This is a genomic window from Pedobacter sp. GR22-10 (assembly GCF_026239715.1).
Classification (GTDB): domain Bacteria; phylum Bacteroidota; class Bacteroidia; order Sphingobacteriales; family Sphingobacteriaceae; genus Pedobacter.
This window is the reverse complement of the sequence record NZ_JAPIVR010000005.1, coordinates 213,023-235,750: the sequence shown is the minus strand read 5'-3', so window position 1 is coordinate 235,750 and position 22,728 is coordinate 213,023. Positions and strand designations below refer to the sequence as shown.

Genomic DNA, 22,728 nt, shown 5'->3' with positions numbered 1-22,728 from the left:
GTTATCTGCTTTACGCAATTAATTGATTTTTATACTCTTCTAAAATGGATTTGAAATCGTTTACTACCGCATCCAAAGGTTTTTCTGAGGCACCACCGGCAGCATTTCGATGTCCGCCACCATTAAAATATTTTTTACAGATTTCATTTGCCGGAAAATCACCCGTAGATCTTACTGAAAGCTTTACTTTATCACTGCGCTCAATAATCAGTGCTGCCAGCCTGATGCCATTAATGGAAAGCGCATAATTGACCACGCCTTCTGTATCACCTGTAGTACTGTTAAAACGGGCTAATTCTTCTTTAGTGACAGCAATGATTGCAGTATTGTAATCCCTGATAATTTCTAATTTATTGGAAAGGCAATAACCCAGGAACCTCAAACGGTCTTCACTGGCATTATCATATACCTGCTGATGAATTTTCCAGTGTTCAGCACCTAAATCAATCAGGTCTGCCGCAATTCTGTATACATCAGATGTAGCTGATTCGAAACGAAACGATCCTGAATCCGTCATAATACCAGTGTATAAACAAGTGGCAACATCTTTATTGATTCCAGCTTTATCTTCCAGCTGGTTGACAATAAAGTCATATACCAACTGTGCTGCCGCACAGGCATTAATGCTCCAATGGCGGTAATCATCAAAATCTTCAGGCTCTAAATGATGATCAATCATTACTTTTTTAGCACCTGACGCCCTGACGAGCTCACCTAGTTCATTAATTCGACTTAAGGTGTTAAAGTCTAAACAAAAAATCAAAGCAGCTTCATCTACCAGTTTGGCAGCCTTTTCATGCTCCTCAGTATAAATAATTACATCAGAATTGTTAGGCATCCAGTGTAAAAAAGTTGGATAATCAGTTGGCGTGATGACTTTTACATGATGACCTTTTTGGATTAAATAACCATACAGCCCTAATGATGAACCCATGGCATCTCCATCCGGCTTGTGATGTGTGGTAATGACAATTCGTTGTGGCGTAGCCAGTAAAGATTTTAACTCAGGTAGTGTAAGCATATATTTTTTGCGTTGCAAAGCTAAGTATTTTTAGTATAGGATTAAAGGATTTTAAGACAGCCGGATGATATATCATGAATAAGGCTTTCCTGAAGATGACTGATTGTACAACTATTAAGTATAGCATGATCTTATACAAGGCTGTTGATTATTCATCAATAAAACGTATTTTTGCAGAAAAATTGATATTCAAACACAATGAGCACGAACAGAACTTTTACCATGATCAAGCCTGATGCAGTTGCAAACGGCCACATCGGATCGATCATAAACGACATTACCAATGCAGGTTTCAAAATCATCGCATTAAAATATACCAAATTAACGGATGAAACTGCCGGTCAGTTTTATGCGGTGCACGCTGAACGCCCATTTTACAAAGATTTAGTAAGCTTCATGTCTTCAGGACCAATTGTTGCTGCTATCCTTGAAAAAGACAATGCGATTGAAGATTTCAGAAAATTAATCGGCGCAACCAATCCTGCCGAAGCGGCAGAAGGTACGATCCGTCAGAAATATGCCAAATCAATTGATGCCAATGCCGTTCACGGGTCTGACTCTGATGAAAACGCGGAGATTGAAGGAAACTTCTTCTTCAAGGCAGATGAGCGTTTCTAATCAATTGTAAAAAATATTTTTATGCTAAAACCCCGAGATTTCGGGGTTTTATTGTTTTATCAATTTCGTATCTTTCAAGCTTAAAATATCCAGCGTATAAAACCGTTTTAACATTACACCTTATTATTAAATGAAAACAATTCTCCTGGCAGCCTGCCTTTCAACCCTTTCCATTGCCACTTATGCACAAAAAAAAGCAGCCGTAAAAAAACCTGTTGCTAAAAAAACAACTATAACTAAAACCACCAGGGTTATTTCTGGTTTAAGAACTGGGTTAGATTCTACCAGCTATGCCTTCGGAACCTCTATTGGAGCAGGGTTAAAAACGACCGGATTATCAGCTTTAAATTATGAGATGCTGATAAAAGGCTTAAAGGATTCATTTACAGGCGGAAAATTAATCTTAACACCACAACAGGCTCAGGAAAATATCAATGCAGCCATTACCAAAGCATCAGCAGTTAAAAATAAGGCTGAGGCTGAAGCCAATAAAATTAAATACGGACCAATGATAAAAGAAGGACAAGATTTCTTAGAAGAAAACAAAAAACGCGCAGGCGTACAAACGACTGCCAGTGGACTGCAATACGAAGTGATAACCGCTGGAACAGGTGTTAAACCTATCGCTACAGATTCTGTTTTAGTACACTACAAAGGAACTTTGCTGAACGGAAAACAATTTGACAGCTCATATGATCGTGGTGAACCCATCAGCTTTCCGTTAAACAGGGTGATTCCAGGATGGACTGAAGGTGTACAATTGATGCCTGCAGGATCTAAATATAAATTTTTTATCCCATACCAACTGGCGTACGGCGAGCGTGGTGCCGGAGCTGATATTCCACCATATAGCGCTCTAATTTTTGAAGTGGAATTGCTAAAAGTTAACGGTAAATAGCCCGTGATTAAAACTTTATTTCGTATTCGATGTTAGCTATAAAAAAATAACATCAGTATGAAAAAGATATTACCTGTAGCATTAATCGCATTTTTATGCACTACCTTAAGCAGTTGTGAACTTGTTGGAGGTATTTTCAAAGCCGGCGTTTGGTCAGGCGTAATCGTAGTCGTAATAGTAGTAGCACTAGTGATCTGGATTCTGGCTAAAATATTTGGCGGCGGAAGAAGTTAATTTGAAAGGCACTTGGTGCTGAATCAAAATAAGAAAGCGTTGGGTTATACATCCAGCGCTTTCTGTTTATAAGCCATTATAGAAATATCATTTCATTGATGACCACACTACCGGCATGTTCATTTAACTTTTGTATAATGCCCTGACGAACCATTACCAGTTCATTTTTAATTACGGATGATTCTATTCTGATAAATAACTTTTTATCCTTTATATAGATTTGTGTAGTTCTATTTGCAATGGCGGTACCCATAATTTCCGGCCAGATAGCCAGGATGGATGTTTCATCAAATTTTCTACGTAAACGATATACATCAAGCATTTTGCTGATGGCATCTTTCATCGTTACATCATTCGGCTTACGCATGGCTTATTTGTCCTTCTTTAACTTCAAACAAAGTTACATCAACTTCTATTTTTTCAAAGACAGATTTTACTCTTTCTTTTCCGGTATCTGTAATAAAGATCTGCCCAAAATCCTGGTGAGATACCATTTGCATCAATTTCTGTACCCGGTGATCATCCAGCTTATCGAAAATATCATCCAGCAACAGCAGCGGTTTAAAACCTTTATTTTTTGCCAGGTAGGCATATTGCGCCAGTTTTAAAGCAATTAAAAAAGACTTCTGCTGACCTTGCGAACCAAATTTTTTCAGCGGCATATCACTGATGACAAAAGCGAGCTCATCTTTATGAATACCGGTTGTAGTGCGTTCTAACACCCGATCTTTTTCAACCGATTTTCGCAATAACTCATCAAATGGCATATCTGACAATTGCGATTGGTAATTTAAGGCAACTGTTTCTTTATTTTCGGTAAGGTACTGATAATAGTCGTTAAAGAGTGGAATAAACTCATCCATAAATGCTTTTCTGGTTGCGAAAATTTTGTTTCCCGCGATCACCAGTTGCTCATCCAGAATCTCCAGCAATGTCGGATCATATTTTCTGGTGATGGCGATTTGCTTTAAAAAAGCATTTCTATTTAAAAGAATGCGGTTGTAGGCAATGAGCTGATCAAGATAATGTGAATCGGTCTGAGAGATAACATTATCTATAAATTTCCTGCGCTCCTCACTACCTTCCATAATCAGGTTCACATCATATGGAGAAACCATCACCACAGGAAATAAACCAATATGGTCGGCAAGTTTTTCGTATTCCTTTTTGTTCAGTTTGAACTGCTTTTTTTGATTTCTCTTTACGCCACAGGTAATTTTATCATTTTTTTCATTGCGGTCAAAATCACCCTGAATCATAAACAGATCTTCTCCGGTCTTAATCTGCTGACCATCAATCGGGTTAAAATAACTTTTACACAGGCATAAATAATGAATGGCATCCAGCATGTTGGTTTTACCTGAACCATTATTCCCGGTAAAAACGTTTACAGTATCTGAAAATCGGAGATCTGCATCGCAATAGTTTTTAAAATTTAAAAGCGTAATATTCTTTAACCACATAAATATGGCGCAATTTACCGTTTTTTAACCTCTAAATAACTAATGTTTAATTAAATACTTCAAAATAAAGGTTGATACTTTGATTGAAAAATGTATTTTTGCAATCTTAATTTTTTAAACAAACATGTCTACAACAGATAACCAGACTACTCAACCTATTAAAAAAGGTTCATTTTTACAGGAAAATAATAAGAGCTTGCTTTTTATTGCAGGTGCTGTAGTTTTATTAATCGGTGTATATTTTTGGTATCAAAATGTGTACTTAAAAGGCCGTGCTGAAGAGGCAGCAAGCAAAATGTTTAAGGCTGAATCTTATGTAGGTGTTGATTCTTTATACAATAAAGCTGTTAAAGGTGAAGGTGGTTATCCAGGCTTAGCACAAATTGCTGATGAATATGACAATACTAAATCTGCTAATTTAGCTAACCTTTATCTTGGCGGAATTTATTTACGTAAAGGTGAATATAAACAAGCTATTGATGCACTTGGAAAATATAGCGCAACTGGCAGTCCGGTTGCAGATCCATTGGCTTTAGGCTTATTGGGTGATGCGTATAGCGAACTGAAAGACTACAAGCAAGCTGCTACTTATTATAAAAAAGCATCAGACAAAGCCAGTAAATTTACTTCACCAATGTTTCTTAAAAAACTAGGTCTGGTAAATGAAAACCTGAAAGATTTTAACGGTGCGGTTGATGCTTACACCAAAATCAAGACACAATACCCTGAAAGTGCAGAAGCACAGTTGGTAGATGCCTATATCGCAAGGGCACAGGAACAGGTTAAATAACTTAAACGACGATATCACGAAAAAAGACCATTGAAAGATGGTCTTTTTTCGTTGGTGGAAATCTTAATTGTTTCGGAAAAAAAAAGCTTTTATAGAAATCGTACGACTAACTGTTCCCATTCCTCTTCCAGTGAAATTTGTGGCCGGCTTTCTTTTGCGTTCCTATACCAATAATCTGCATTCCAGGTATCGCCTTCTTTACGGTGTAAATAAGCATGAATCAAAGCGGAGATAGCATCATCCAAATGATCTACTTCATGGTGCGCTTGATCCCAATCACCTTTTCCATCAAACCAGAGTGCCTTTAATGGAACAGATAAACCTATGGGCGGATGATCAGATTTTAAGGAATCTTTAAATTCGATGAAAGTCATGAAGATGAAGTTTAATAATGATGATTCGATGTTATTTATTAAAAGCTGTCATGGTATGTGCCGGACCAATCGTAACAAAACTTTTAATCAGTTCTACACTTTTATCAATAAGCGCAGGCAATTCCAGTTGTTCATTTTTATCAAACAGACCTAAAACGAAATCGATCTGACGACCTTTAGGATAATCATTCCCAATACCAAATCTTAAACGGGCATAATTTTGTCCGCCACAAACTTCCTCTATACTTTTTAGGCCATTATGACCAGCACTTGAGCCTTGTAATTTTAACCGGAGTTTACCCAGTGGGAGCGCCAGATCATCAACAATAACCAATACATTTTCAGGAGTAATTTTCAACTCCTTCATCCAATAATTTACGGCTTTACCGCTGAGGTTCATAAAAGTTGTAGGCTTGATGACATGAAGTTTTTTTCCTTTGAAACTCACTTCAGCATAATAGGCCAACCGGATATTATCAAAACTGCCCCCTAGGCCCTTCACCAATTCATCAGCAATATCAAATCCAATATTATGCCTCGTATGCGCATACTCCGGACCAATATTACCCAAGCCAACTATCAGATATTTCATGGCGCAAAGATATAATGTTTAATGGAAGATGGAAAATGGGTTTTGGAAAACCTAGGGAGTAACTTTAGCTTCTGACGGGTAGCGTAAGTTAAGACAAAATTTGAATAAAAAAGCGGTACAAAATTGCTTTTGCACCGCTTTTAATCTGTGAAATCACTTTAATCAGTGAAATCCTTGTACTATTTTTTACCTTTAGCAGCTTCAGTTTCTGCTTGTTTTAATGCTCTAGACATTGCAACAGAAACGATCGTATCTTCAGGAGTATTTGTAATGGCATAACCTTCAGCTTTAAGATCACGCACACGGTATAAACTACCTACTTCTAATTTTTCTAAGCTTACTTCAACATTTTGTGGCATGTTAGCAGGTAATGCTTTGATACGTAACTTACGTAATTTCTGAATCAATTTACCCCCCATTTTAACACCTGGAGAAGTTCCTGTTAATTTAACCGGAATTTCCATAACGATTTCTTTCTCGTCGAACAACTGAAGAAAATCGATGTGCATTAATACGTCAGTAAGCGGGTGAAACTGGGTGTCTTTAACGATCGCTTTAGTTTTAGTACCGTTTACATCAATTTCCACAAAATTTACTTCCGGGGTATAAATAACATCTCTTAAATCAGCAATAACCACTGCTAAGTGTTGTTGCTCTTTTCCACCATACAATACCGCCGGAACCTTACCTTCGTAACGAAGTTCCTTGGCATCGCGTTTCCCTACGTTCTCTCTTGGAGAACCGCTAATTGCGATTGTTTTCATTTTATTTATATTTATTTATTAGTAGCAAGTTTTAGTATCGAGTATTAAGACCTTACGCCCTAAACTATTTAACCTTCAACTTTTTCAAACTCTCTTTTTGTTCAGCGTAAGTTCTTTTGGCCTTTTAAACGCCTACCGCAACACGCTTAACGCTATACTTTAAACAAGTCGCTAATTGAACCGTGCTCATTTACATTGGCAATTGCCCTGGCAAATAAACTTGCGGTACTCAGCACCCTTATTTTTTCACTCTCCATTCTTAAAGGAATGGTATCTGTTACGATCAATTCTGTTAACACAGAATTTTCAACCGTTTCTATGGCTTTACCAGATAATACCGCATGTGTACAGACTGCCCTTACGCTAGCCGCACCATTTTCCATAATCAAAGCCGCAGCTTTTGATAATGTTCCGGCGGTATCACAAATATCGTCAATCAACACTACATCCTGCCCGGTTACATCACCAATAATTGACATGGATTCAATTTCATTGGCCCGTTTACGGCGTTTATCACAGATAATTACCTCTGCATTGAAAAACTTTGCAAAAGTTCTGGCCCTGTATGAACCACCCATATCCGGAGATGCAATGGTTAAATTTGGCAGATTTAAACTTTTAATATAAGGTACAAAAATCACTGATCCATCCAGGTGATCTACCGGAATATCAAAGAAACCCTGAATCTGAGCCGCATGCAAATCCATCGTCATAATGCGGTGGATACCTGCTGATTTTAATAAGTTTGCTACCAATTTGGCGCCGATTGCTACACGTGGTTTATCCTTTCTATCCTGACGGGCCAAACCATAATAAGGAACAACTGCCGTAATATAATGTGCCGATGCCCTTTTAGCCGCATCTACCATCAACAAGAGTTCCATTAAATTATCACTAGGCTGATAAGTAGATTGGATTAAAAAAACATCGCAGCCGCGGATTGATTCGTCAAAAGAAGGCTGGAATTCTCCATCACTAAATTTGTGGATCGTAACATCACCAAGTGGCTTGCCGTAACTTTCGGCAATTTTCAGTGATAGTCCTCGTGAACCTGTTCCGGAAAATAATTTTACCGGGTTAAACTGCAATGGCATAATCCGTGTGTAGTTTACGGTTTAAAAAAAATCGGATCATGTTATTTAAAAACACGATCCGATGATAAATTTGTTGTCCGACCTGGATTCGAACCAAGACAAACAGTACCAAAAACTGTCGTACTACCCTTATACTATCGGACAAACTTTCCCGAGGTTAACCCCTCGTAAGGGAATGCAAATGTAGGAAGCTTATTTGAAATATGCAAGAGTCATTTTAAAAAATTTTTCAATTTTTTCTTACTCTTCCTTTTTGCATTGCAAAGATAAAAAAATCATCATATGCCGTGCAACATTTTATTTTTTTCTACGACATTTTTAATCAGGAACCACATAAATCATTTATTATCAAAGACTAAATTTTACTATGAATTATTCAAAGATCAACATCGCTATGGGTTGGCTGTGCTTTTTTATTGCTGCGCTCACTTATATCCTCACTTTAGATCAATCTGTAAGTTTCTGGGATTGCGGAGAATTTATTGCAGCAGCATATAGAATGGAAGTTGTTCACCAGCCAGGTGCACCAATGGTTTCCATGATCCAGCGGTTATTTTCTACGCTTGCCCTGGGCGATAAAACGCTGGTTGCCTATTTTATGAATGTATCTTCAGCTTTGGCAAGCGCAGGTACAATTCTTTTCTTATTCTGGACCATTACAGCATTGGCAAAAAAAACGATTCTTAAAAAAGAAGAAGAAATAAGCACTTCTAAATTAATCAGTATCATGGGTGCCGGTCTGGTAGGCGCGCTGGCTTATGCTTTTTCTGATAGCTTTTGGTTCTCGGCCGTTGAGGCTGAAGTTTATGCCATGTCATCGCTCTGCACCGCAATAGTATTATGGGGAATATTAAAGTGGGAATCTCATGCAGATGAACCAAAGGCTGATCGATGGTTACTATTCGTAGCGTATATGATGGGTATTTCGATTGGCATACATCTTTTAAACCTATTGGCTATCCCAGCGCTGATCTTCATATATTATTTCAAAAAGCATCCAAATCCCCGCTTGAAAAATGTGATTAAAGTTTTTGTCATATCAATTCTGGCATTGGCAACTGTACAATTTGGAATTATACAATACCTGGTCTCATTTGCGGCGAACTTCGATTTTTTCTTTGTAAATACATTAGGTCTTGGCTTTGGCAGTGGTATTCTATTTTTTGTGTTATTACTTATTTGCGGACTCGTTTATGGAATCCATTACGCTATCCGCAAGCATAAAAAAGCATTGAACATAATTCTGCTGTTTACAACGCTGCTCATTTTTGGCTACAGCTCATTCGCTATTTTAATCATCAGGGCACATGCGAAACCAAATTTGAATAACACAGACCCTGAAAATGCTTTTAACTTTTTAAGCTATGTTAACCGATCTCAGTATGGTGATCGTCCTTTACTTTATGGTGAAAATTACAATTCAGAAAAAATCGACATTAAAGAAACCGGAACACTTTACAGAAAGGGGAAAAACAAATATGAACTTGCCGGAACCAAATCAGAATATGTTTTTGCTGACAAAACTTTAATGCCACGAATGTATAGCGATAAGCCTGAACACATCAATTTTTACAAAAACTACATGGGTTTTGATGATGCACATCAACCTACTTTAATGGATAATTTAAGTTATATGTTCTCTTTTCAGACCGGGCAAATGTACATGCGCTATTTTATGTGGAATTTTGTGGGCAGGCAAGATAATGAAGACGGACAATTAGGAGGCCGTAATGGTGCCTGGTTAAGTGGCGTTAAGCCAATTGATGCTTTGAGGCTGGGCAATCAAAGCCATTTGCCACCATCTATTACAGAAAACAAAGCCTATAACCGTTTTTTCTTTCTGCCATTGATTATCGGATTAATTGGTGCTATCTGGCACTTTAAGCGCAATCATAAAGATGCAGGAGTAATTGGATTATTGTTTGTATTTACCGGAGTTGCAATTGTGATTTACCTCAACTCAGTACCAATAGAACCCCGCGAAAGAGATTATGCTTATGTAGGATCTTTTTATGCCTTTGCCATCTGGATTGGCCTGGGTGTTTTGGGGCTGAAAGATTGGCTCTTTCAAAAACTTTCACCGGCAAAAGCGGGCCTGTTTGCATCATTTACCGCAATTTTAATGGTGCCGGTATTGATGGCTGTTCAAGGCTGGGATGATCATGACCGTTCAGAAAGTCATGTTGCTCATGATATGGCTGTTAATTACCTGGAATCTTGTGCGCCTAATGCCATTCTTTTTACTTACGGCGATAATGACACTTATCCGGTTTGGTATGCACAGGAAGTGGAAAATGTTCGTCCGGATGTACGGGTGGTTAACCTGAGTTTGTTTACTGCCGATTGGTATATTGATGGTTTGAAGCGGAAACAGAATCAATCGGAACCTTTGCCAATAACGCTTAAACCAGAACAATATGTTGCCGGTACCCGGGATGTCATGTATTACCAGGATTATAAAATTGCACAACATGTTGAATTAAAAGATATTCTGGAAGTACTGCTATCAGATAATGATGCAGACAAAGTAACGATGAATGATGGCACTAAATATAATATCCTCCCTACCCGGAATTTAAAATTAACAGTAAATCCCAAACAAGTTTTAGATACCGGAACGGTGCCAAAAGAAGATGCCGGAAAAATTGCTGAAAGCATGGAATGGACATATACGGGGAATTATGTCAGCAAAGGTACCTTAGTTTTGTTTGATATTCTAACTCATAACAATTGGGAACGACCAATATATTTCACCAGTGCTATGCCAGATGAGCAGTACATCGGACTGGATAAATACTTATATACAGAAGGCCTTAACAAGCACCTGTTGCCGCTGAAATCAGATCGTTCACAAGCTGACGGTAAGGATCTGATTAACCCAAAACCGATGTTCAATAACCTGATGAACGTATACGGGTACGGCAATATCAAAAATGCGAATCATCTGAACAGACAGTCAGCTGATGATGTGACTTATGTTTCAAATATGTTTAGCGGGCTGTTAACTAAATTAATTGATGAGGGGAAAATTAATGAAGGTAAAAAAATAGCAAATCAATACTTTCAGGTGATACCTGACAAATTTTATACCATGCGCCAGGTGGTAAGTACTTTCTATTTTACAGAAAGCCTTTATCGTTTGAATGATTTAAACCGGGCAAATGCAATGATCAGCAAATCCGCCAATCACATCAACAAAGAGCTGACCTATCTGGCTGACGTTTCTGAAAGCAAAGATCAACTCGCATCAGCGCAAAACGTTCGTATTTACCTTACCTATCTTGCTCAGATGGTCAAGCTGACGCAAACATTTAAGCAGAGCGGGTTGAGTAAGCAACTTGAAAATCAATACAACGAATTAATACAAAGATTTACCCCATTTGCCTCAAGCTAAGTAAAAGTACATTTAAACCTAACCCATAATCAGCATCTATGATTCTGTTTATGGGTTTTTATTTTTTTCACCACATTTAAAAGGCAATAAAGCACCTGGTAAAATAACCTGCAGCCGTTAAAATTTGTTAAATCAATCTAAAAATTTACCAGTTTTATCGACTAGAATAGTTAATTTCGGCAGCATTTTTATGTGAAAACAATTTTTTAATATCATTAAATAACCAATGAATTATTCTAAAGTCAATAATATAGTAGGCTGGATCTGCTTTCTAATTGCTACCATAACTTATGTTTTAACCCTTGAGCCCTCTGCAAGCTTTTGGGACTGCGGAGAATTTATCGCATCAGCATACAGAATGCAGGTGGTACACCAGCCAGGCGCACCATTATTCTTAATGATCCAACGCTTCTTCTCTATTTTTGCCTTTGGTGATGTTACAAAAATTGCCTACTGGATGAACATTGGTTCTGCAGTATCAAGCGGTGCTACGATCATGTTCTTATTCTGGACGATTACGGCATTGGCTAAAAAAACACTGGTTAAACCAGGCGAGGTGCTTTCAAAAAGTACGTTAATCAGCATTATGGGTGCCGGAGCGGTTGGTGCGCTGGCTTATACCTTCTCAGATAGTTTCTGGTTTTCTGCAGTAGAATCAGAAGTTTATGCTCAATCATCCTTATTTACAGCTATTGTATTCTGGGCAATTCTAAAATGGGAATCTCATGCCGATGAGCCGAGAGCCGACAGGTGGCTGTTATTTATTGCCTATATCATGGGTTTATCTATTGGTATTCACTTACTAAACTTATTAACCATTCCGGCAATTGCTTTTGTATATTATTTCAGAAGAACAGGCAAAGCCACTACCGCTGGTGTTTTTAAAACCCTGATTGCTGGAATCTTAATTTTAGCTGTTATTCAATATGGCATTATTCAATATTTAGTCTCCTTCGGTGCCTATTTCGATTTATTCTTCGTGAACACTTTAGGTCTTGGCTTCGGAACAGGCGTGCTGTTTTTTGCGATCGTATTAATTGGTTTATTGGTTTGGGGAATCAGGTACTCCATTAAACACCAAAAGAAATTATTAAACCTGGGCTTGATTTCAACAGTACTCATTATTTTCGGATATGCTTCATTCTCCATGATCATCATCCGGGCAAAAGCTGATCCAAATTTAAATAACAGTGCCCCTAAAGATGCTTTCTCCTTTTTAAGCTACCTTAACCGTGAACAATACGGCGACAGGCCACTGGGCTACGGACCTAACTACAACTCTGAACGGACCGGAATTAAAGAGGGGGGAAAAACCATCTGGAGAAAAGGGAATGATAAGTATGAAAAAGCAGGTACAAAAACGGAATACGAATACAACAACAATACTTTGCTCCCCCGTATGTATAGCGATGATGCCCCTCATGCCGCATTTTATAAAGAATGGATGCACCTTGATGATGCTAAAAAGCCAAACCTGGTAGATAACGTAGGTTTCTTATTCAGCTACCAGATCGGTTACATGTATATGCGTTATTTCGGATGGAATTTTATTGGCCGCCAGAATGATGAACAAGGTCAGGGAAGCGGTTATGAAGGAGAATGGTTAAGTGGCATTAAAGCTTTTGACTCTTGGAAAATTGGCGATCAAAGTCATTTGCCCCCATCAACAGTTGATAATAAAGCTTACAACCGCTTTTTCTTTCTGCCATTGATTATTGGCTTGTTAGGTGCCATCTGGCATTTTCAACGCAATCAAAAAGATGCCGGTGTGGTGGCCTTACTCTTCTTTTTTACCGGTATTGCCATTGTTTTATACTTAAACCAAAAGCCCTTAGAACCTCGTGAACGTGATTATGCTTATGTAGGCTCATTCTATGCCTTCGCGATATGGATTGGACTCGGGGTTCTGGCCATTCGAGAGTGGGTACTCAAAAAGCTAAGCCCAACCGCCGGTGCCATTGGCGCTACCGTGATTGGATTACTGGTTGCACCTGTAATTATGGCTGAACAAGGCTGGGATGATCACGATCGTTCTACAAAAATGGTGGCACATGATATTGCACTGGATTATCTTCAGTCATGCGCACCCAATGCCATTTTGTTTACTTATGGCGATAATGACACTTATCCGCTCTGGTACATCCAGGAGGTTGAAAATGTTCGCCCTGATGTCCGCATTGTGAATTTAAGCTTATTCGATACAGACTGGTACATTAATGGTTTAAGACAGAAACAAAATCAATCTGAGCCATTGCCAATCACCATGAAACCTGAACAATATGTACAGGGAGAAAGAGATGTAATGCCTTTCGATGATTATAAAATTGCAGGTAATGTGGAACTTAAAAACATCGTGGAATTACTTTTATCCAATGATGACAATGATAAAGTAGCCATGCAGGATGGTACTAAATCTAACTTCCTGCCTACTAAAAATTTCAAAATCACCATTGATCCGCAACAGGTAATCAGTACAGGAACCGTTTCTCCTGCCAATGCAGCAAAAATTACTCCTGAAATGGACTGGACATTCAACAAAGGGTATGTTACTAAAGGTACTTTAGCCATGCTGGATATCCTGGCACACAACAACTGGAAAAGGCCGATTTATTTTGCCTCTACTGTACCTTCAGATCAATACAATGGTTTGGATAAATACTTATACAGTGAAGGCCTGGCCTTACGCTTGATGCCACTTAAACCAGATACGGCTAATAATGAAGAAAGGGCTGAACAGTTAAATACTCCGGTTCTTTACAACAACGTAATGACCAAGTTTAAATGGGGCAACATGAAAACTGCCACTTATTTAGATCCGCAATCATCAGATGACACCTTTATTTTCACCAATATCTTCAGTAACCTCGCCGGAAGTTTAATTAAAGAAGGAAAAAATACCGAAGCTAAAAAAGTGGTAGATAAATATTATGAAGTGATGCCACAACGGTTCTTTGGCATTCGTACCGTAGTGGTAAAATATTACATGGCCGAAAATCTGTATAAGTTAGGTGAAACAGCCAGGGCAAATGAAATTTTAACACAATCAGCAGATTATATCAATAAAGAACTTATTTTCCTGAGTGATATTTCGCAATCTAAACGTTCACTAACCGGATCGCAAAATGTGCAGACAGGCCTCTACTATTTAGACAGAATGATTAAAACCAGCAAGGCTGCCGGCCAGGAAAAGGTAAGCACACAACTGGAAAAAATATTTGCTGGATTGGAGGCTAAATTTTCAGGTTATTATGGTCAGCAAGGCCCAGGGCAATAAACTTAATGATTAAAATATAAGCTTACAAAGCAGTTACATTTAGTTGTAGCTGCTTTTTTTGTGCGCTTGCGTTCGTTTCTAACGAGTGCAAGAATAGCCTTACGATTTTATCGTAAAAAGATGCATAAAGATTAATTTGGCATATAAGTCGTAAATACGACAAACTATTTAAACGCTCATTAGAATCGAGTGTAAGCAATTATGATTTTTCAGTATAAATAAATATTTTTATTGAATGTCAGATCAGTATCAGGCTAGGAATCCAGAAGGTATCTACTTTTTAACTTTTACGATTGTAGATTGGGTGGATATATTCACCCGTCAATCTTATAAAGAAATTATCATGGATTCTTTAAAGTATTGCCAATCAAACAAAGGCCTTATACTTTACGCATACTGTTTAATGACAAATCATATCCATCTTATTGCATCTACCCATACAAATGTCAAGCTTTTTGAAATCATAAGAGATTTTAAAAAATTCACAAACAAGGCTATTATTAAAGAGATATCTTCTGAAAATGAAAGTCGCAGGAAATGGTTGCTTAATAAATTTGAATTTGCTGGAAAATATCTTACACGAATTGAAAACTATAAAGTTTGGCAAGATGGTTATCATGCGGTTGAATTAATCAGTCCGAATTTTACATTTCAAAAGTTGAATTACATTCATCAAAATCCGGTTAGAGCTGGAATAGTGTCTGAGCCAGAACATTATATTTATAGTTCAGCATCCAACTATTATAATTTAGGAGGCCCAATAGAAATTGAATTGTTAGACATTGATTGAGAGATGCATGAGATATGTACTTGCGCTCGATTTTAAAGCCGCGCAATAATAGCCCTACGATTTTATTGTAAATATGTATAAAACGAGTTCACCCTTATATGCCGTAAAATACGGCAACCTATTTACACGCTTGTTTGAAACGAGCGTAAGCCGTTCTATAGCGCTTGCGCTCGTTTCTAACGAGTGCAAGAATAGCCTTACGATTTTATCGTAAAAGTATACAAAACCAGTTTACCCTTACACGCCGTAAAATACGGCAACCTATTTACACGCTCGTTTCAAACGAGCGTAAGCCGCTCTATAGCGCTTGCGCTTGCTTTTAACGAGTGCAAGAATAGCCTTACGATTTTATCGTAAAAGTATACAAAACCAGTTTACCCTTACACGCCGTAAAATACGGCAACCTATTTACACGCTCGTTTCAAACGAGCGTGAACTGCAAAAAAAAATCCCGCTCAGCCAGGCCAAACGGGACAAAAAAAATATAGTTAGTTAATGATTATTCGTTTACAACTCCCATTGCACAGAATTTATCAATTCTTTGCTCAATCATTTTATCGGTTTTTAATTTACCCAAAGCTGCCAGATCTTTAATCAGGTATTCTTTTAACGTTTTGCCCATCAGCTCCGGATCCTGATGCGCACCTCCAAGCGGCTCCGGAATAATTCCGTCAATCAGCTTGTTGCCAAACATATCATCAGATGTTAGTTTTAAACATTCTGCAGCTTTTTCTTTAAAATCCCAACTTCTCCATAAAATAGATGAACAAGATTCAGGAGAAATTACAGAATACCAGGTATGCTCTAACATATAAACCTTATCGCCAATACCAATCCCTAAAGCACCGCCTGATGCACCTTCACCCACAACAATACAGATAATCGGCACACGGAGTACAGACATTTCTAATAAGTTTCTGGCAATGGCTTCACCCTGACCACGTTCTTCTGCTTCTAAACCCGGATAAGCACCCATGGTATCAATAAAAGAAACAACAGGTTTGTTAAATTTTTCTGCCAGGCGCATTAAACGTAAAGCTTTGCGGTAACCTTCAGGGTTAGCCATACCGAAGTTGCGAAACTGACGCTCTTTCGTATTTTTGCCCTTCTGATGACCGATAACCATTACGGTTTGGCCGTTTATGGTCGCAAAACCACCAATAATGGCTTTATCATCTTTAACCGTTCTATCGCCGTGAAGCTCAATAAAATCATCACAAATCATGCTGATATAATCAAGCGTTTGCGGACGATCCGGGTGACGGCTCATCTGAACCTTATTCCAGCCTGTTAAATTTTTATATAAGTTATTGGTTGTTTCATTTAATTTACCGTCAAGCTCATCTAAAGTGGCAGACATATCTACCTTAGTTTTATCGGCAACCTGCTTAACCTTTTCTATTTGCTGAACTAAATCTGCAATAGGTTTTTCAAAATCGAATGATGTTTTTATTTGCTGCATAATTGAGCCACAAAAATAAGTATTTATTTTTAGTTTGCAGGCAACAGTTTACGCTTTGAATTTTTAAGCAGATAAATTGCCCTGGCAGCATTGACAAATTTTCCTGCATGCTGACGATTTGAGTTGTCAAACCTTAAAGTTTATGTACTGTGAAATCTGTTGCTTCTAAATAAATCATTTGGAAAGCAGTGGCAGTAATGCTTTGGTAAAGCATCCACTGTGGTCGGGTTTAAATTATTCAGGTTACCGCTACTATGAGGGGTTTCCGTGCCACAAGCCTAACCGATTTAGCCCTGATTGAAGCGGCATCTCCCGATTTTTCATCGGGAATACAGCGCAAAGCAGGAACAAACTTTAATATTTGCACTGCCTTTGCGCTCCCATTATTGAATGAACGATATCTCTACACTATCTTAGCATCCTATAATCACCACCATCATAGCTAAAACTTAGCCGCCTCTCCTTCTTTTGGCAACGCTTTTTTGATAAACTCCCTGATGTGGTTATTTGCCGTTTTCAAATCATCTTTTCGCAGATACATCATGTGTCCGCTCCGGTAGCCTTCCCATGTCATTCTATCCTTTAATTTACCGGCGGCGTCTAGTTGCCACATGCTGTATTTGGCATTGAAATAATCGCAGGCACCATCGTAATAACCGGATTGCACCAATAAGCGGAGGAATGGATTTTGTGCCATCGCCTGGCGGAGATTATCTCCGGTTTGGTCGCCTGCTTTATCCCAAGGGTAAACAGAACCGAACATATTATATTTTAAATCTGTTTTGTAATGGAGTTCATTGCGGATGTACATATTAATAGCCGGCGTGAACGAATGCAACCAGGAAGTTAATTCGGCATTGTAATCAGGACCTTCGCCAGCACTCATTTTATCGATGCCGCGGTAACGTGAATCTAACCGACCAACCGTGAACCCTTTATCTCGCATCAGTTCTTTCCAAAAGAAATCTGTTGGTACGTTAAGGTTATAATCCATGATTACCTTTTCTGATAAGCCGGAATATCGTGCCATTTTGTTTGCAATTTCCTTCTTCTTATCCGCACTCAACATCCCTCCCTGTGCAATTGCCGGAATGAGTTCATTAATGGTAAAAGCCTCAACTTCGGGTAACATGGCGGTTAAATCTTTCGACTGTAAATCTGCAGGCAACACTTTATGGTACCAGGCCGTAGCCGCAAAGTAGGGTAAACGCAAGGCAGCATCAACAGGGCCACCTCTTTCAATGCCTAATTCTGTCGGCGAGACCAAAACCACGCCATTCAAATACATCCATTGGTTGTTCTGTAGTTCCAAAGCCAGACCTGAAACGCGGGTGGTACCGTAACTCTCGCCAATAAGAAACTTTGGTGATGCCCAACGATTATTGCGGGTGACGAAAGTATTGATCCATTCAGCTAAATATTTAATGTCAGCTTTTACGCCGAAAAACTTTTCTTTCGGTACATCCTTACTCACCGCACGAGAGTAACCTGTATTAACCGGATCTACGTAAACAATATCAGCAACATCTAAAATAGAGTACGGATTTTCTTTGTAGCCATAGGGCTGTACCGGATAACCTTCATCATCAATATTCAAAACCACCGGACCGGTATAAGCAATATGCATCCAAACCGATGCCGAGCCCGGACCGCCGTTAAAGGAAATCACCAATGGTCGCTTATCTCGATTGGAAATATCGCTCCGCTCATAATAAGTGTAAAACAAGCCTGCAATAGGTTTTCCGTCTTCATCCCAAACGGGTAAAGTACCTGTTGTAGCTTTATAAGGAACGGATTTACCGTTGATATTCACAGTGTGATTGGTCACTACAGTGCTCTCCACTTTTATGGTTCTTTCGTTAGCTGCAGGTTTCGGCTCTTCTTTAACGGTTAATTCTGTGGTGGTTTTAGTTTCTTTTGATTGGTTTTTCTTCGGCTCTTGCTGTGCATTGACGAAAAAGCCTGCACATAAGAAGGTAGCGAGTACAAGTTTGAATTTCATTGAAGGTTTGGTTTGAATGTTTAAATATCAAACTTAAGAAGCGTTAATCAAAAATCGCTGTAGAAATGTTACCAAATCGTATGTTCTCCTGAACTTGATCCGAGATTTTTTCGAATCGTGCAGTTTTTCCTACTGCGATGGCTGGCATCGGCTGGCCGCCGAAGGGCTTTCTTCTTTTTCTTAACAAGAGCAAGCAAAAGTCAAGGCTTGTAACTGATGTCGGATAAATTCGTTAAAACTTTATTTCGGCAGCACAAGCACCCGATGAAAAATCGGGTGCTTGTGCTGCCTTGGGTGGTAGTGGTATGAAAGATTGTGGTGGAAGCTTTAATCGTTTTCACCATCCATCATTTCCTAGGCCGGGTAGCAGGATGGCAATAGCGAAGGGCAAATTTAAATTTGTAAGCTTCCTTTCAATTTTAAGCTGCTTTTTGTATTGATATGAACAAGGGATTAATGCGGTCGTCTTCCTGAACTTGATACAGCAATCTTTTTATCGAAGCCTACCAACTGTCAACGAAGAACGATCAACAATCTTACACCGATCTGTTCTCTTCAACACCCAACTTCACTGTCAAAACATCATCTGTTTTTTTCGGTTCTCTGATGAAGACATAACAAATCACTGCAGCTAAAATCATCAGGCCACCACCCAATTGAACCGCCAAAAGGCGATCATTATTTAATACGTTTCGCATTAACCAGCCGAAACCCAGCGAAGCGATAATCTCTGGTAACACGATAAAGAAGTTAAAAATGCCCATGTAGATCCCGATTTTATCTTTTGGTAAAGAACCACTCAGCATGGCATAAGGCATGGAAAGAATACTGGCCCAGGCAATGCCAACACCCGTCATACATAGATACAGCATGTTTTTGTCATGTACCCAAGCTACGCTGATCAGTCCGATGGCACCACAGATTAGACAAATGGCATGGGTTGTTTTTCTTCCTAAAGCATCAGCAATTTTGGGCAACACCAATGCAAAAAGAAACGTAATGACACTATAATAAGCCAAAGTCAAACTCCCAAAATCGGCGCCTTGTGCATAAACCGGATCGGCAGCATCTTTGCCACCAAATACATTTACCGCAACCGCAGTAGTGTAATAAAACCACATCAGGAATAACCCCGGCCAGGTGAAAAACTGCACCAATGAAACAATCTGCATGCGCTTCGGCATATTTTTCAATGCACTGAAAATTTCATTTACACCGTTCCTGAAACCTCTGCTTTCTTTTTCCGGAAGTTCGTTTTCTTGTGGCGGATACTCTTTCGTGGTAAAGACCGTCCACAATACGGCTGCGAAAAAGAAAAAAGCACCGATGTAAAACGAAAACTTCACATTTTCAGGAATGATTCCCTTTGCAGCTGTGTTTTGCAAATGAAAGACGTTGTTCATTAACCAGGGTAACGCTGAAGCCACACTTCCACCCAAACCGATCATCATGCTTTGCATAATAAAACCACGGTTCACCTGACTATCAGGCAATTTATCGGTAACAAAAGCACGGAAAGGCTCCATCGCTATGTTTCCGAAAACATCTAAAACCCAAAGCAAACCTGCTGCCATCCACAGCACGCTGCTGTGTGGCATCACGATCAGTGCCAGACTACTCACAATTGCCCCGATCATAAAATAGGGTCTTCTTCTTCCCCATTTCGGGTGCCAGGTTCTATCGCTCAAGTAACCAATAATCGGTTGAACCAACAACCCGGTTAATGGTGCGGCTAGAAACAATAAGGGAACCTGATCTGGATTGGCCCCCAGATTTTCATAAATACGCCCCATGTTGGCACGTTGTAAATCCCAGCCAAACTGGATTCCGAAAAATCCAACACTCATGTTAATGATCTGAACCAGTGTTAATTTCGGGTTCTCGAAAACTGTTTTTAAGCTCATTATTTTTCGTTATTTTACCACAGAGGGCACAGCGTTTTTCACGGAGGACACAAAGTTTCTATTTGCTAACTGTTCATTTCCTCTGTAAGCTCATTGTTATTTGGTTCTGTTTTTTACCACATAGCACACCGATTTTTTACACAAAAGACGTTGACATTTTAAAACTTCTCTGCTTGCTCTGTGCTTTTTCTTTGTGTACTCTGTGGTTAATACTTTTTAAAATTCAATCACCTGCGCCGAAACAGGCTCAAGTTTAACAGGAATACTTGTTCCCGCCGGAATATTTAACTTTCTATCTGTTAATAAATCGGTAACCGGCGAAGAACTTTTTACTTTCAGAATTTGATCCGGTATTTCAATAGTTGCTTCTAAAGTTTGGTCCCTGTCGAAGTTCGCAACCACTAATAAACGTTGCTTGCCCGAATAGCGAATAAAAGCATACATGCGGTTATTCATGTTTCCGTTTTGTGGAACATCATAAATTTCACCATGTAAAACGGCATCACTGGTTGTGGTTACTTTTAATAACTGCTGATAATAAGTCCTTAACGCCTGCTGATCTCCATTTAAACCGTATCCGTCGAATAAGCCGCCGTTCATCCATTGCTGATGATAAGGTACGCCCCAATAATCAAAAATCGTGGTGCGGTTATCATCGCCACCAAAACCTTCTGCACCTTTACCGGGCTCGCCTACTTCTTGTCCGAAGTATAACATTACGGGGCCCTGGCCCAAGGTTGCCGAAACCACCATTGCAGGTAAAGCCAGTTCGGCCTTCCCTGCAAATCCTGCAGAAGCAATTCTTTCCTCATCATGGTTTTCTAAAAAGCGCAACATGTGTTTGCCAAAACCAGCACTTTCTGCCTGCCATACGTGACGAATATCTTTAACATCTGCATTTGGTTCGTTTTTGATCAATCGCTTTAAGCCATCATATAATCCAACTTTATCGTATAAATAATCGAATTTACCCTCGTCCAGGTATTGCTTGTATACTTGCGGATTGTAAGCTTCGCCAAGAAAAATCAGATCCGGATTTATTTTTTTTACCTGTGGAATTACCCAGTTCCAGAAGGCAATCGGCACCATTTCGGCCATATCGCATCGGAAACCATCCACCCCTTTATGAGTCCAGAAGATTAAAATATCTTTCATTTTTAACCACACTGGCGGAATCGGATCAAAATACTGTTTCTCTCCATGCTGATAGTCTACCCCATAATTGAGTTTAATGGTTTCATACCAGTCATCATATTTAGGCACCGCTGAAAACACATTGTTTCCGGTGGCTTTAGCCGGATTTTCCTCAAACTTTCCATCCTGCAGCGCAGAAAGAGGCGTTTTTTCTCCGTTGGTGGGTACCACGAACGGCTGACCCGGAACATAGTAAAAATCATTTTTCGGACTGAAACTTTTGCTCGGATCATCCTGCGCACCAAAATCAATCACATTTTTTGGCCTGGCGTATGAATGATAACTTCTGGCGACATGGTTAGGAACGAAATCGATAATGGCTTTTAGATTTTTTGCATGTGTTCTTTTGATCAAAGCTTCGAACTCCTGCATCCGGTTTTTAACATCAACGGCTAAATCAGGATTCACGTCGTAATAATCGCGGATGGCATAGGGCGAACCTGCCCGGCCTTTTACCACATCGGCATCATCAACCTTAATCCCATAGGCAGCATAATCGGTTAAACTGGCGTGGGCAATGGCTCCGGTGTACCAAATGTAGTTTACATGAAGTTCCTTAATTCCGTCTAAAGCCTTATCAGTAATGTCGTTAAACTTACCGGAACCATTTTGTTCAATGGTGCCGTAAGGGATATTTTTAGTGTTTTTATTTCCAAATAACCGAGGCAATAACTGATAGATCACGATTTGTCGATCGTTCATTTTTTTACTCCTTTTTTGTGCAAATGATGATGAAGAGAGCAGCATTAAGATCAAGATAAGCATATGATGACTTACTTTGCGTAATCGAAAAGGTGACAAACATGGTGCCGAAAGGCCTTTCTGATTTGCAAAAGTTAGCTTTTTTAACCCTCTACCTT

The 22,728-nt window shown here is 39.1% G+C and carries 18 protein-coding genes; 7 read left to right on the top strand and 11 right to left on the bottom strand.

From position 1 onward, the window contains the following. Positions 1 to 10: 10 nt before the first annotated feature. On the bottom strand, positions 11 to 1,021 hold the full coding sequence (locus tag OQX64_RS19825) for a DHH family phosphoesterase (RefSeq protein ID WP_265820126.1): 1,011 nt from the start codon (positions 1,019 to 1,021) through the stop codon (positions 11 to 13). 198 nt (positions 1,022 to 1,219) lie between these two features. Between OQX64_RS19825 and OQX64_RS19820 the strand changes: the two genes are divergently transcribed. The 3 genes from OQX64_RS19820 to OQX64_RS19810 all read left to right on the top strand — a co-directional run bounded on the left by OQX64_RS19820 (position 1,220) and on the right by OQX64_RS19810 (position 2,771). Beyond that, positions 1,220 to 1,639: a nucleoside-diphosphate kinase gene (locus OQX64_RS19820; RefSeq protein ID WP_025144153.1), complete on the top strand. Its 420-nt coding sequence runs from the start codon at positions 1,220 to 1,222 to the stop codon at positions 1,637 to 1,639. A gap of 130 nt (positions 1,640 to 1,769) precedes the next feature. Beyond that, entirely contained in the window at positions 1,770 to 2,537 is a 768-nt protein-coding gene (locus tag OQX64_RS19815) for an FKBP-type peptidyl-prolyl cis-trans isomerase (RefSeq protein ID WP_088299387.1), read from the top strand. 57 nt (positions 2,538 to 2,594) lie between these two features. Continuing rightward, complete coding sequence (locus OQX64_RS19810) at positions 2,595 to 2,771, top strand: hypothetical protein (protein WP_172406415.1); 177 nt, start codon at positions 2,595 to 2,597, stop codon at positions 2,769 to 2,771. A 76-nt stretch (positions 2,772 to 2,847) separates the two neighbouring features. Here OQX64_RS19810 and OQX64_RS19805 read toward each other — a convergent pair whose 3' ends face one another. Continuing rightward, the gene (locus OQX64_RS19805) at positions 2,848 to 3,138 is read right to left on the bottom strand and encodes a DUF721 domain-containing protein (protein WP_265820064.1); all 291 of its coding nucleotides are present in this window, start codon (positions 3,136 to 3,138) and stop codon (positions 2,848 to 2,850) included. Further along, the gene (gene recF / locus OQX64_RS19800) at positions 3,131 to 4,234 is read right to left on the bottom strand and encodes a DNA replication/repair protein RecF (protein WP_265820063.1); all 1,104 of its coding nucleotides are present in this window, start codon (positions 4,232 to 4,234) and stop codon (positions 3,131 to 3,133) included. The genes OQX64_RS19805 and recF overlap by 8 nt, the downstream gene beginning before the upstream one ends. 124 nt (positions 4,235 to 4,358) lie before the next feature. On the opposite strand from recF, the gene OQX64_RS19795 reads away from it, so the two are divergent. Beyond that, positions 4,359 to 5,024: a tetratricopeptide repeat protein gene (locus tag OQX64_RS19795; RefSeq protein WP_088299390.1), complete on the top strand. Its 666-nt coding sequence runs from the start codon at positions 4,359 to 4,361 to the stop codon at positions 5,022 to 5,024. A gap of 89 nt (positions 5,025 to 5,113) precedes the next feature. Here the strand turns inward: OQX64_RS19795 and OQX64_RS19790 are convergent, their stop codons facing one another. The 4 genes from OQX64_RS19790 to OQX64_RS19775 all read right to left on the bottom strand — a co-directional run bounded on the left by OQX64_RS19790 (position 5,114) and on the right by OQX64_RS19775 (position 7,848). After that, positions 5,114 to 5,398 (bottom strand): hypothetical protein, encoded by a 285-nt coding sequence (locus OQX64_RS19790; RefSeq protein WP_088299391.1) that lies wholly within the window; start codon positions 5,396 to 5,398, stop codon positions 5,114 to 5,116. Between the two features lie 31 nt (positions 5,399 to 5,429). Continuing rightward, on the bottom strand, positions 5,430 to 5,990 hold the full coding sequence (gene pth, locus OQX64_RS19785; RefSeq protein ID WP_265820062.1) for an aminoacyl-tRNA hydrolase: 561 nt from the start codon (positions 5,988 to 5,990) through the stop codon (positions 5,430 to 5,432). Between the two features lie 179 nt (positions 5,991 to 6,169). Next, positions 6,170 to 6,754, bottom strand: coding sequence for a 50S ribosomal protein L25/general stress protein Ctc (locus tag OQX64_RS19780; RefSeq protein ID WP_088299393.1), 585 nt, complete (start codon positions 6,752 to 6,754; stop codon positions 6,170 to 6,172). Positions 6,755 to 6,906: 152 nt separating this feature from the next. Next, the gene (locus OQX64_RS19775) at positions 6,907 to 7,848 is read right to left on the bottom strand and encodes a ribose-phosphate pyrophosphokinase (RefSeq protein ID WP_088299394.1); all 942 of its coding nucleotides are present in this window, start codon (positions 7,846 to 7,848) and stop codon (positions 6,907 to 6,909) included. Between the two features lie 367 nt (positions 7,849 to 8,215). Between OQX64_RS19775 and OQX64_RS19770 the strand changes: the two genes are divergently transcribed. The 3 genes from OQX64_RS19770 to OQX64_RS19760 all read left to right on the top strand — a co-directional run bounded on the left by OQX64_RS19770 (position 8,216) and on the right by OQX64_RS19760 (position 15,306). Next, positions 8,216 to 11,242, top strand: coding sequence for a protein O-mannosyl-transferase family (locus OQX64_RS19770; RefSeq protein ID WP_265820061.1), 3,027 nt, complete (start codon positions 8,216 to 8,218; stop codon positions 11,240 to 11,242). Positions 11,243 to 11,468: 226 nt separating this feature from the next. Further along, positions 11,469 to 14,516: a DUF2723 domain-containing protein gene (locus OQX64_RS19765; RefSeq protein WP_265820060.1), complete on the top strand. Its 3,048-nt coding sequence runs from the start codon at positions 11,469 to 11,471 to the stop codon at positions 14,514 to 14,516. A gap of 235 nt (positions 14,517 to 14,751) precedes the next feature. Beyond that, complete coding sequence (locus tag OQX64_RS19760; protein WP_088299397.1) at positions 14,752 to 15,306, top strand: REP-associated tyrosine transposase; 555 nt, start codon at positions 14,752 to 14,754, stop codon at positions 15,304 to 15,306. Between the two features lie 499 nt (positions 15,307 to 15,805). On the opposite strand, the gene OQX64_RS19755 is transcribed toward OQX64_RS19760, so the two are convergent. The 4 genes from OQX64_RS19755 to OQX64_RS19740 all read right to left on the bottom strand — a co-directional run bounded on the left by OQX64_RS19755 (position 15,806) and on the right by OQX64_RS19740 (position 22,570). Beyond that, a complete protein-coding gene (locus OQX64_RS19755; RefSeq protein WP_265820059.1) occupies positions 15,806 to 16,768 on the bottom strand; it encodes an acetyl-CoA carboxylase carboxyltransferase subunit alpha in 963 nt (320 codons plus the stop codon). Between the two features lie 442 nt (positions 16,769 to 17,210). Beyond that, positions 17,211 to 18,770, bottom strand: coding sequence for a S10 family peptidase (locus tag OQX64_RS19750; protein WP_265820058.1), 1,560 nt, complete (start codon positions 18,768 to 18,770; stop codon positions 17,211 to 17,213). 536 nt (positions 18,771 to 19,306) lie between these two features. Next, positions 19,307 to 20,674 carry an MFS transporter gene (locus OQX64_RS19745; RefSeq protein ID WP_088299401.1) on the bottom strand — a complete coding sequence of 456 codons (1,368 nt, stop codon included), beginning with the start codon at positions 20,672 to 20,674 and terminating at the stop codon, positions 19,307 to 19,309. A 216-nt stretch (positions 20,675 to 20,890) separates the two neighbouring features. Then, positions 20,891 to 22,570, bottom strand: coding sequence for an alpha-amylase family glycosyl hydrolase (locus OQX64_RS19740; RefSeq protein ID WP_265820057.1), 1,680 nt, complete (start codon positions 22,568 to 22,570; stop codon positions 20,891 to 20,893). Between the last annotated feature and the right edge of the window lie 158 nt (positions 22,571 to 22,728).

What these genes read in the sequence shown, in the direction of transcription:
- OQX64_RS19825 (WP_265820126.1), bottom strand. Translation starts at nt 1,021, where the DNA reads ATGCTTACACTACCTGAGTTAAAATCTTTACTGGCTACGCCACAACGA.
- OQX64_RS19820 (WP_025144153.1), top strand. Translation starts at nt 1,220, where the DNA reads ATGAGCACGAACAGAACTTTTACCATGATCAAGCCTGATGCAGTTGCA.
- OQX64_RS19815 (WP_088299387.1), top strand. Translation starts at nt 1,770, where the DNA reads ATGAAAACAATTCTCCTGGCAGCCTGCCTTTCAACCCTTTCCATTGCC.
- OQX64_RS19810 (WP_172406415.1), top strand. Translation starts at nt 2,595, where the DNA reads ATGAAAAAGATATTACCTGTAGCATTAATCGCATTTTTATGCACTACC.
- OQX64_RS19805 (WP_265820064.1), bottom strand. Translation starts at nt 3,138, where the DNA reads ATGCGTAAGCCGAATGATGTAACGATGAAAGATGCCATCAGCAAAATG.
- recF (WP_265820063.1), bottom strand. Translation starts at nt 4,234, where the DNA reads ATGTGGTTAAAGAATATTACGCTTTTAAATTTTAAAAACTATTGCGAT.
- OQX64_RS19795 (WP_088299390.1), top strand. Translation starts at nt 4,359, where the DNA reads ATGTCTACAACAGATAACCAGACTACTCAACCTATTAAAAAAGGTTCA.
- OQX64_RS19790 (WP_088299391.1), bottom strand. Translation starts at nt 5,398, where the DNA reads ATGACTTTCATCGAATTTAAAGATTCCTTAAAATCTGATCATCCGCCC.
- pth (WP_265820062.1), bottom strand. Translation starts at nt 5,990, where the DNA reads ATGAAATATCTGATAGTTGGCTTGGGTAATATTGGTCCGGAGTATGCG.
- OQX64_RS19780 (WP_088299393.1), bottom strand. Translation starts at nt 6,754, where the DNA reads ATGAAAACAATCGCAATTAGCGGTTCTCCAAGAGAGAACGTAGGGAAA.
- OQX64_RS19775 (WP_088299394.1), bottom strand. Translation starts at nt 7,848, where the DNA reads ATGCCATTGCAGTTTAACCCGGTAAAATTATTTTCCGGAACAGGTTCA.
- OQX64_RS19770 (WP_265820061.1), top strand. Translation starts at nt 8,216, where the DNA reads ATGAATTATTCAAAGATCAACATCGCTATGGGTTGGCTGTGCTTTTTT.
- OQX64_RS19765 (WP_265820060.1), top strand. Translation starts at nt 11,469, where the DNA reads ATGAATTATTCTAAAGTCAATAATATAGTAGGCTGGATCTGCTTTCTA.
- OQX64_RS19760 (WP_088299397.1), top strand. Translation starts at nt 14,752, where the DNA reads ATGTCAGATCAGTATCAGGCTAGGAATCCAGAAGGTATCTACTTTTTA.
- OQX64_RS19755 (WP_265820059.1), bottom strand. Translation starts at nt 16,768, where the DNA reads ATGCAGCAAATAAAAACATCATTCGATTTTGAAAAACCTATTGCAGAT.
- OQX64_RS19750 (WP_265820058.1), bottom strand. Translation starts at nt 18,770, where the DNA reads ATGAAATTCAAACTTGTACTCGCTACCTTCTTATGTGCAGGCTTTTTC.
- OQX64_RS19745 (WP_088299401.1), bottom strand. Translation starts at nt 20,674, where the DNA reads ATGAGCTTAAAAACAGTTTTCGAGAACCCGAAATTAACACTGGTTCAG.
- OQX64_RS19740 (WP_265820057.1), bottom strand. Translation starts at nt 22,570, where the DNA reads ATGAACGATCGACAAATCGTGATCTATCAGTTATTGCCTCGGTTATTT.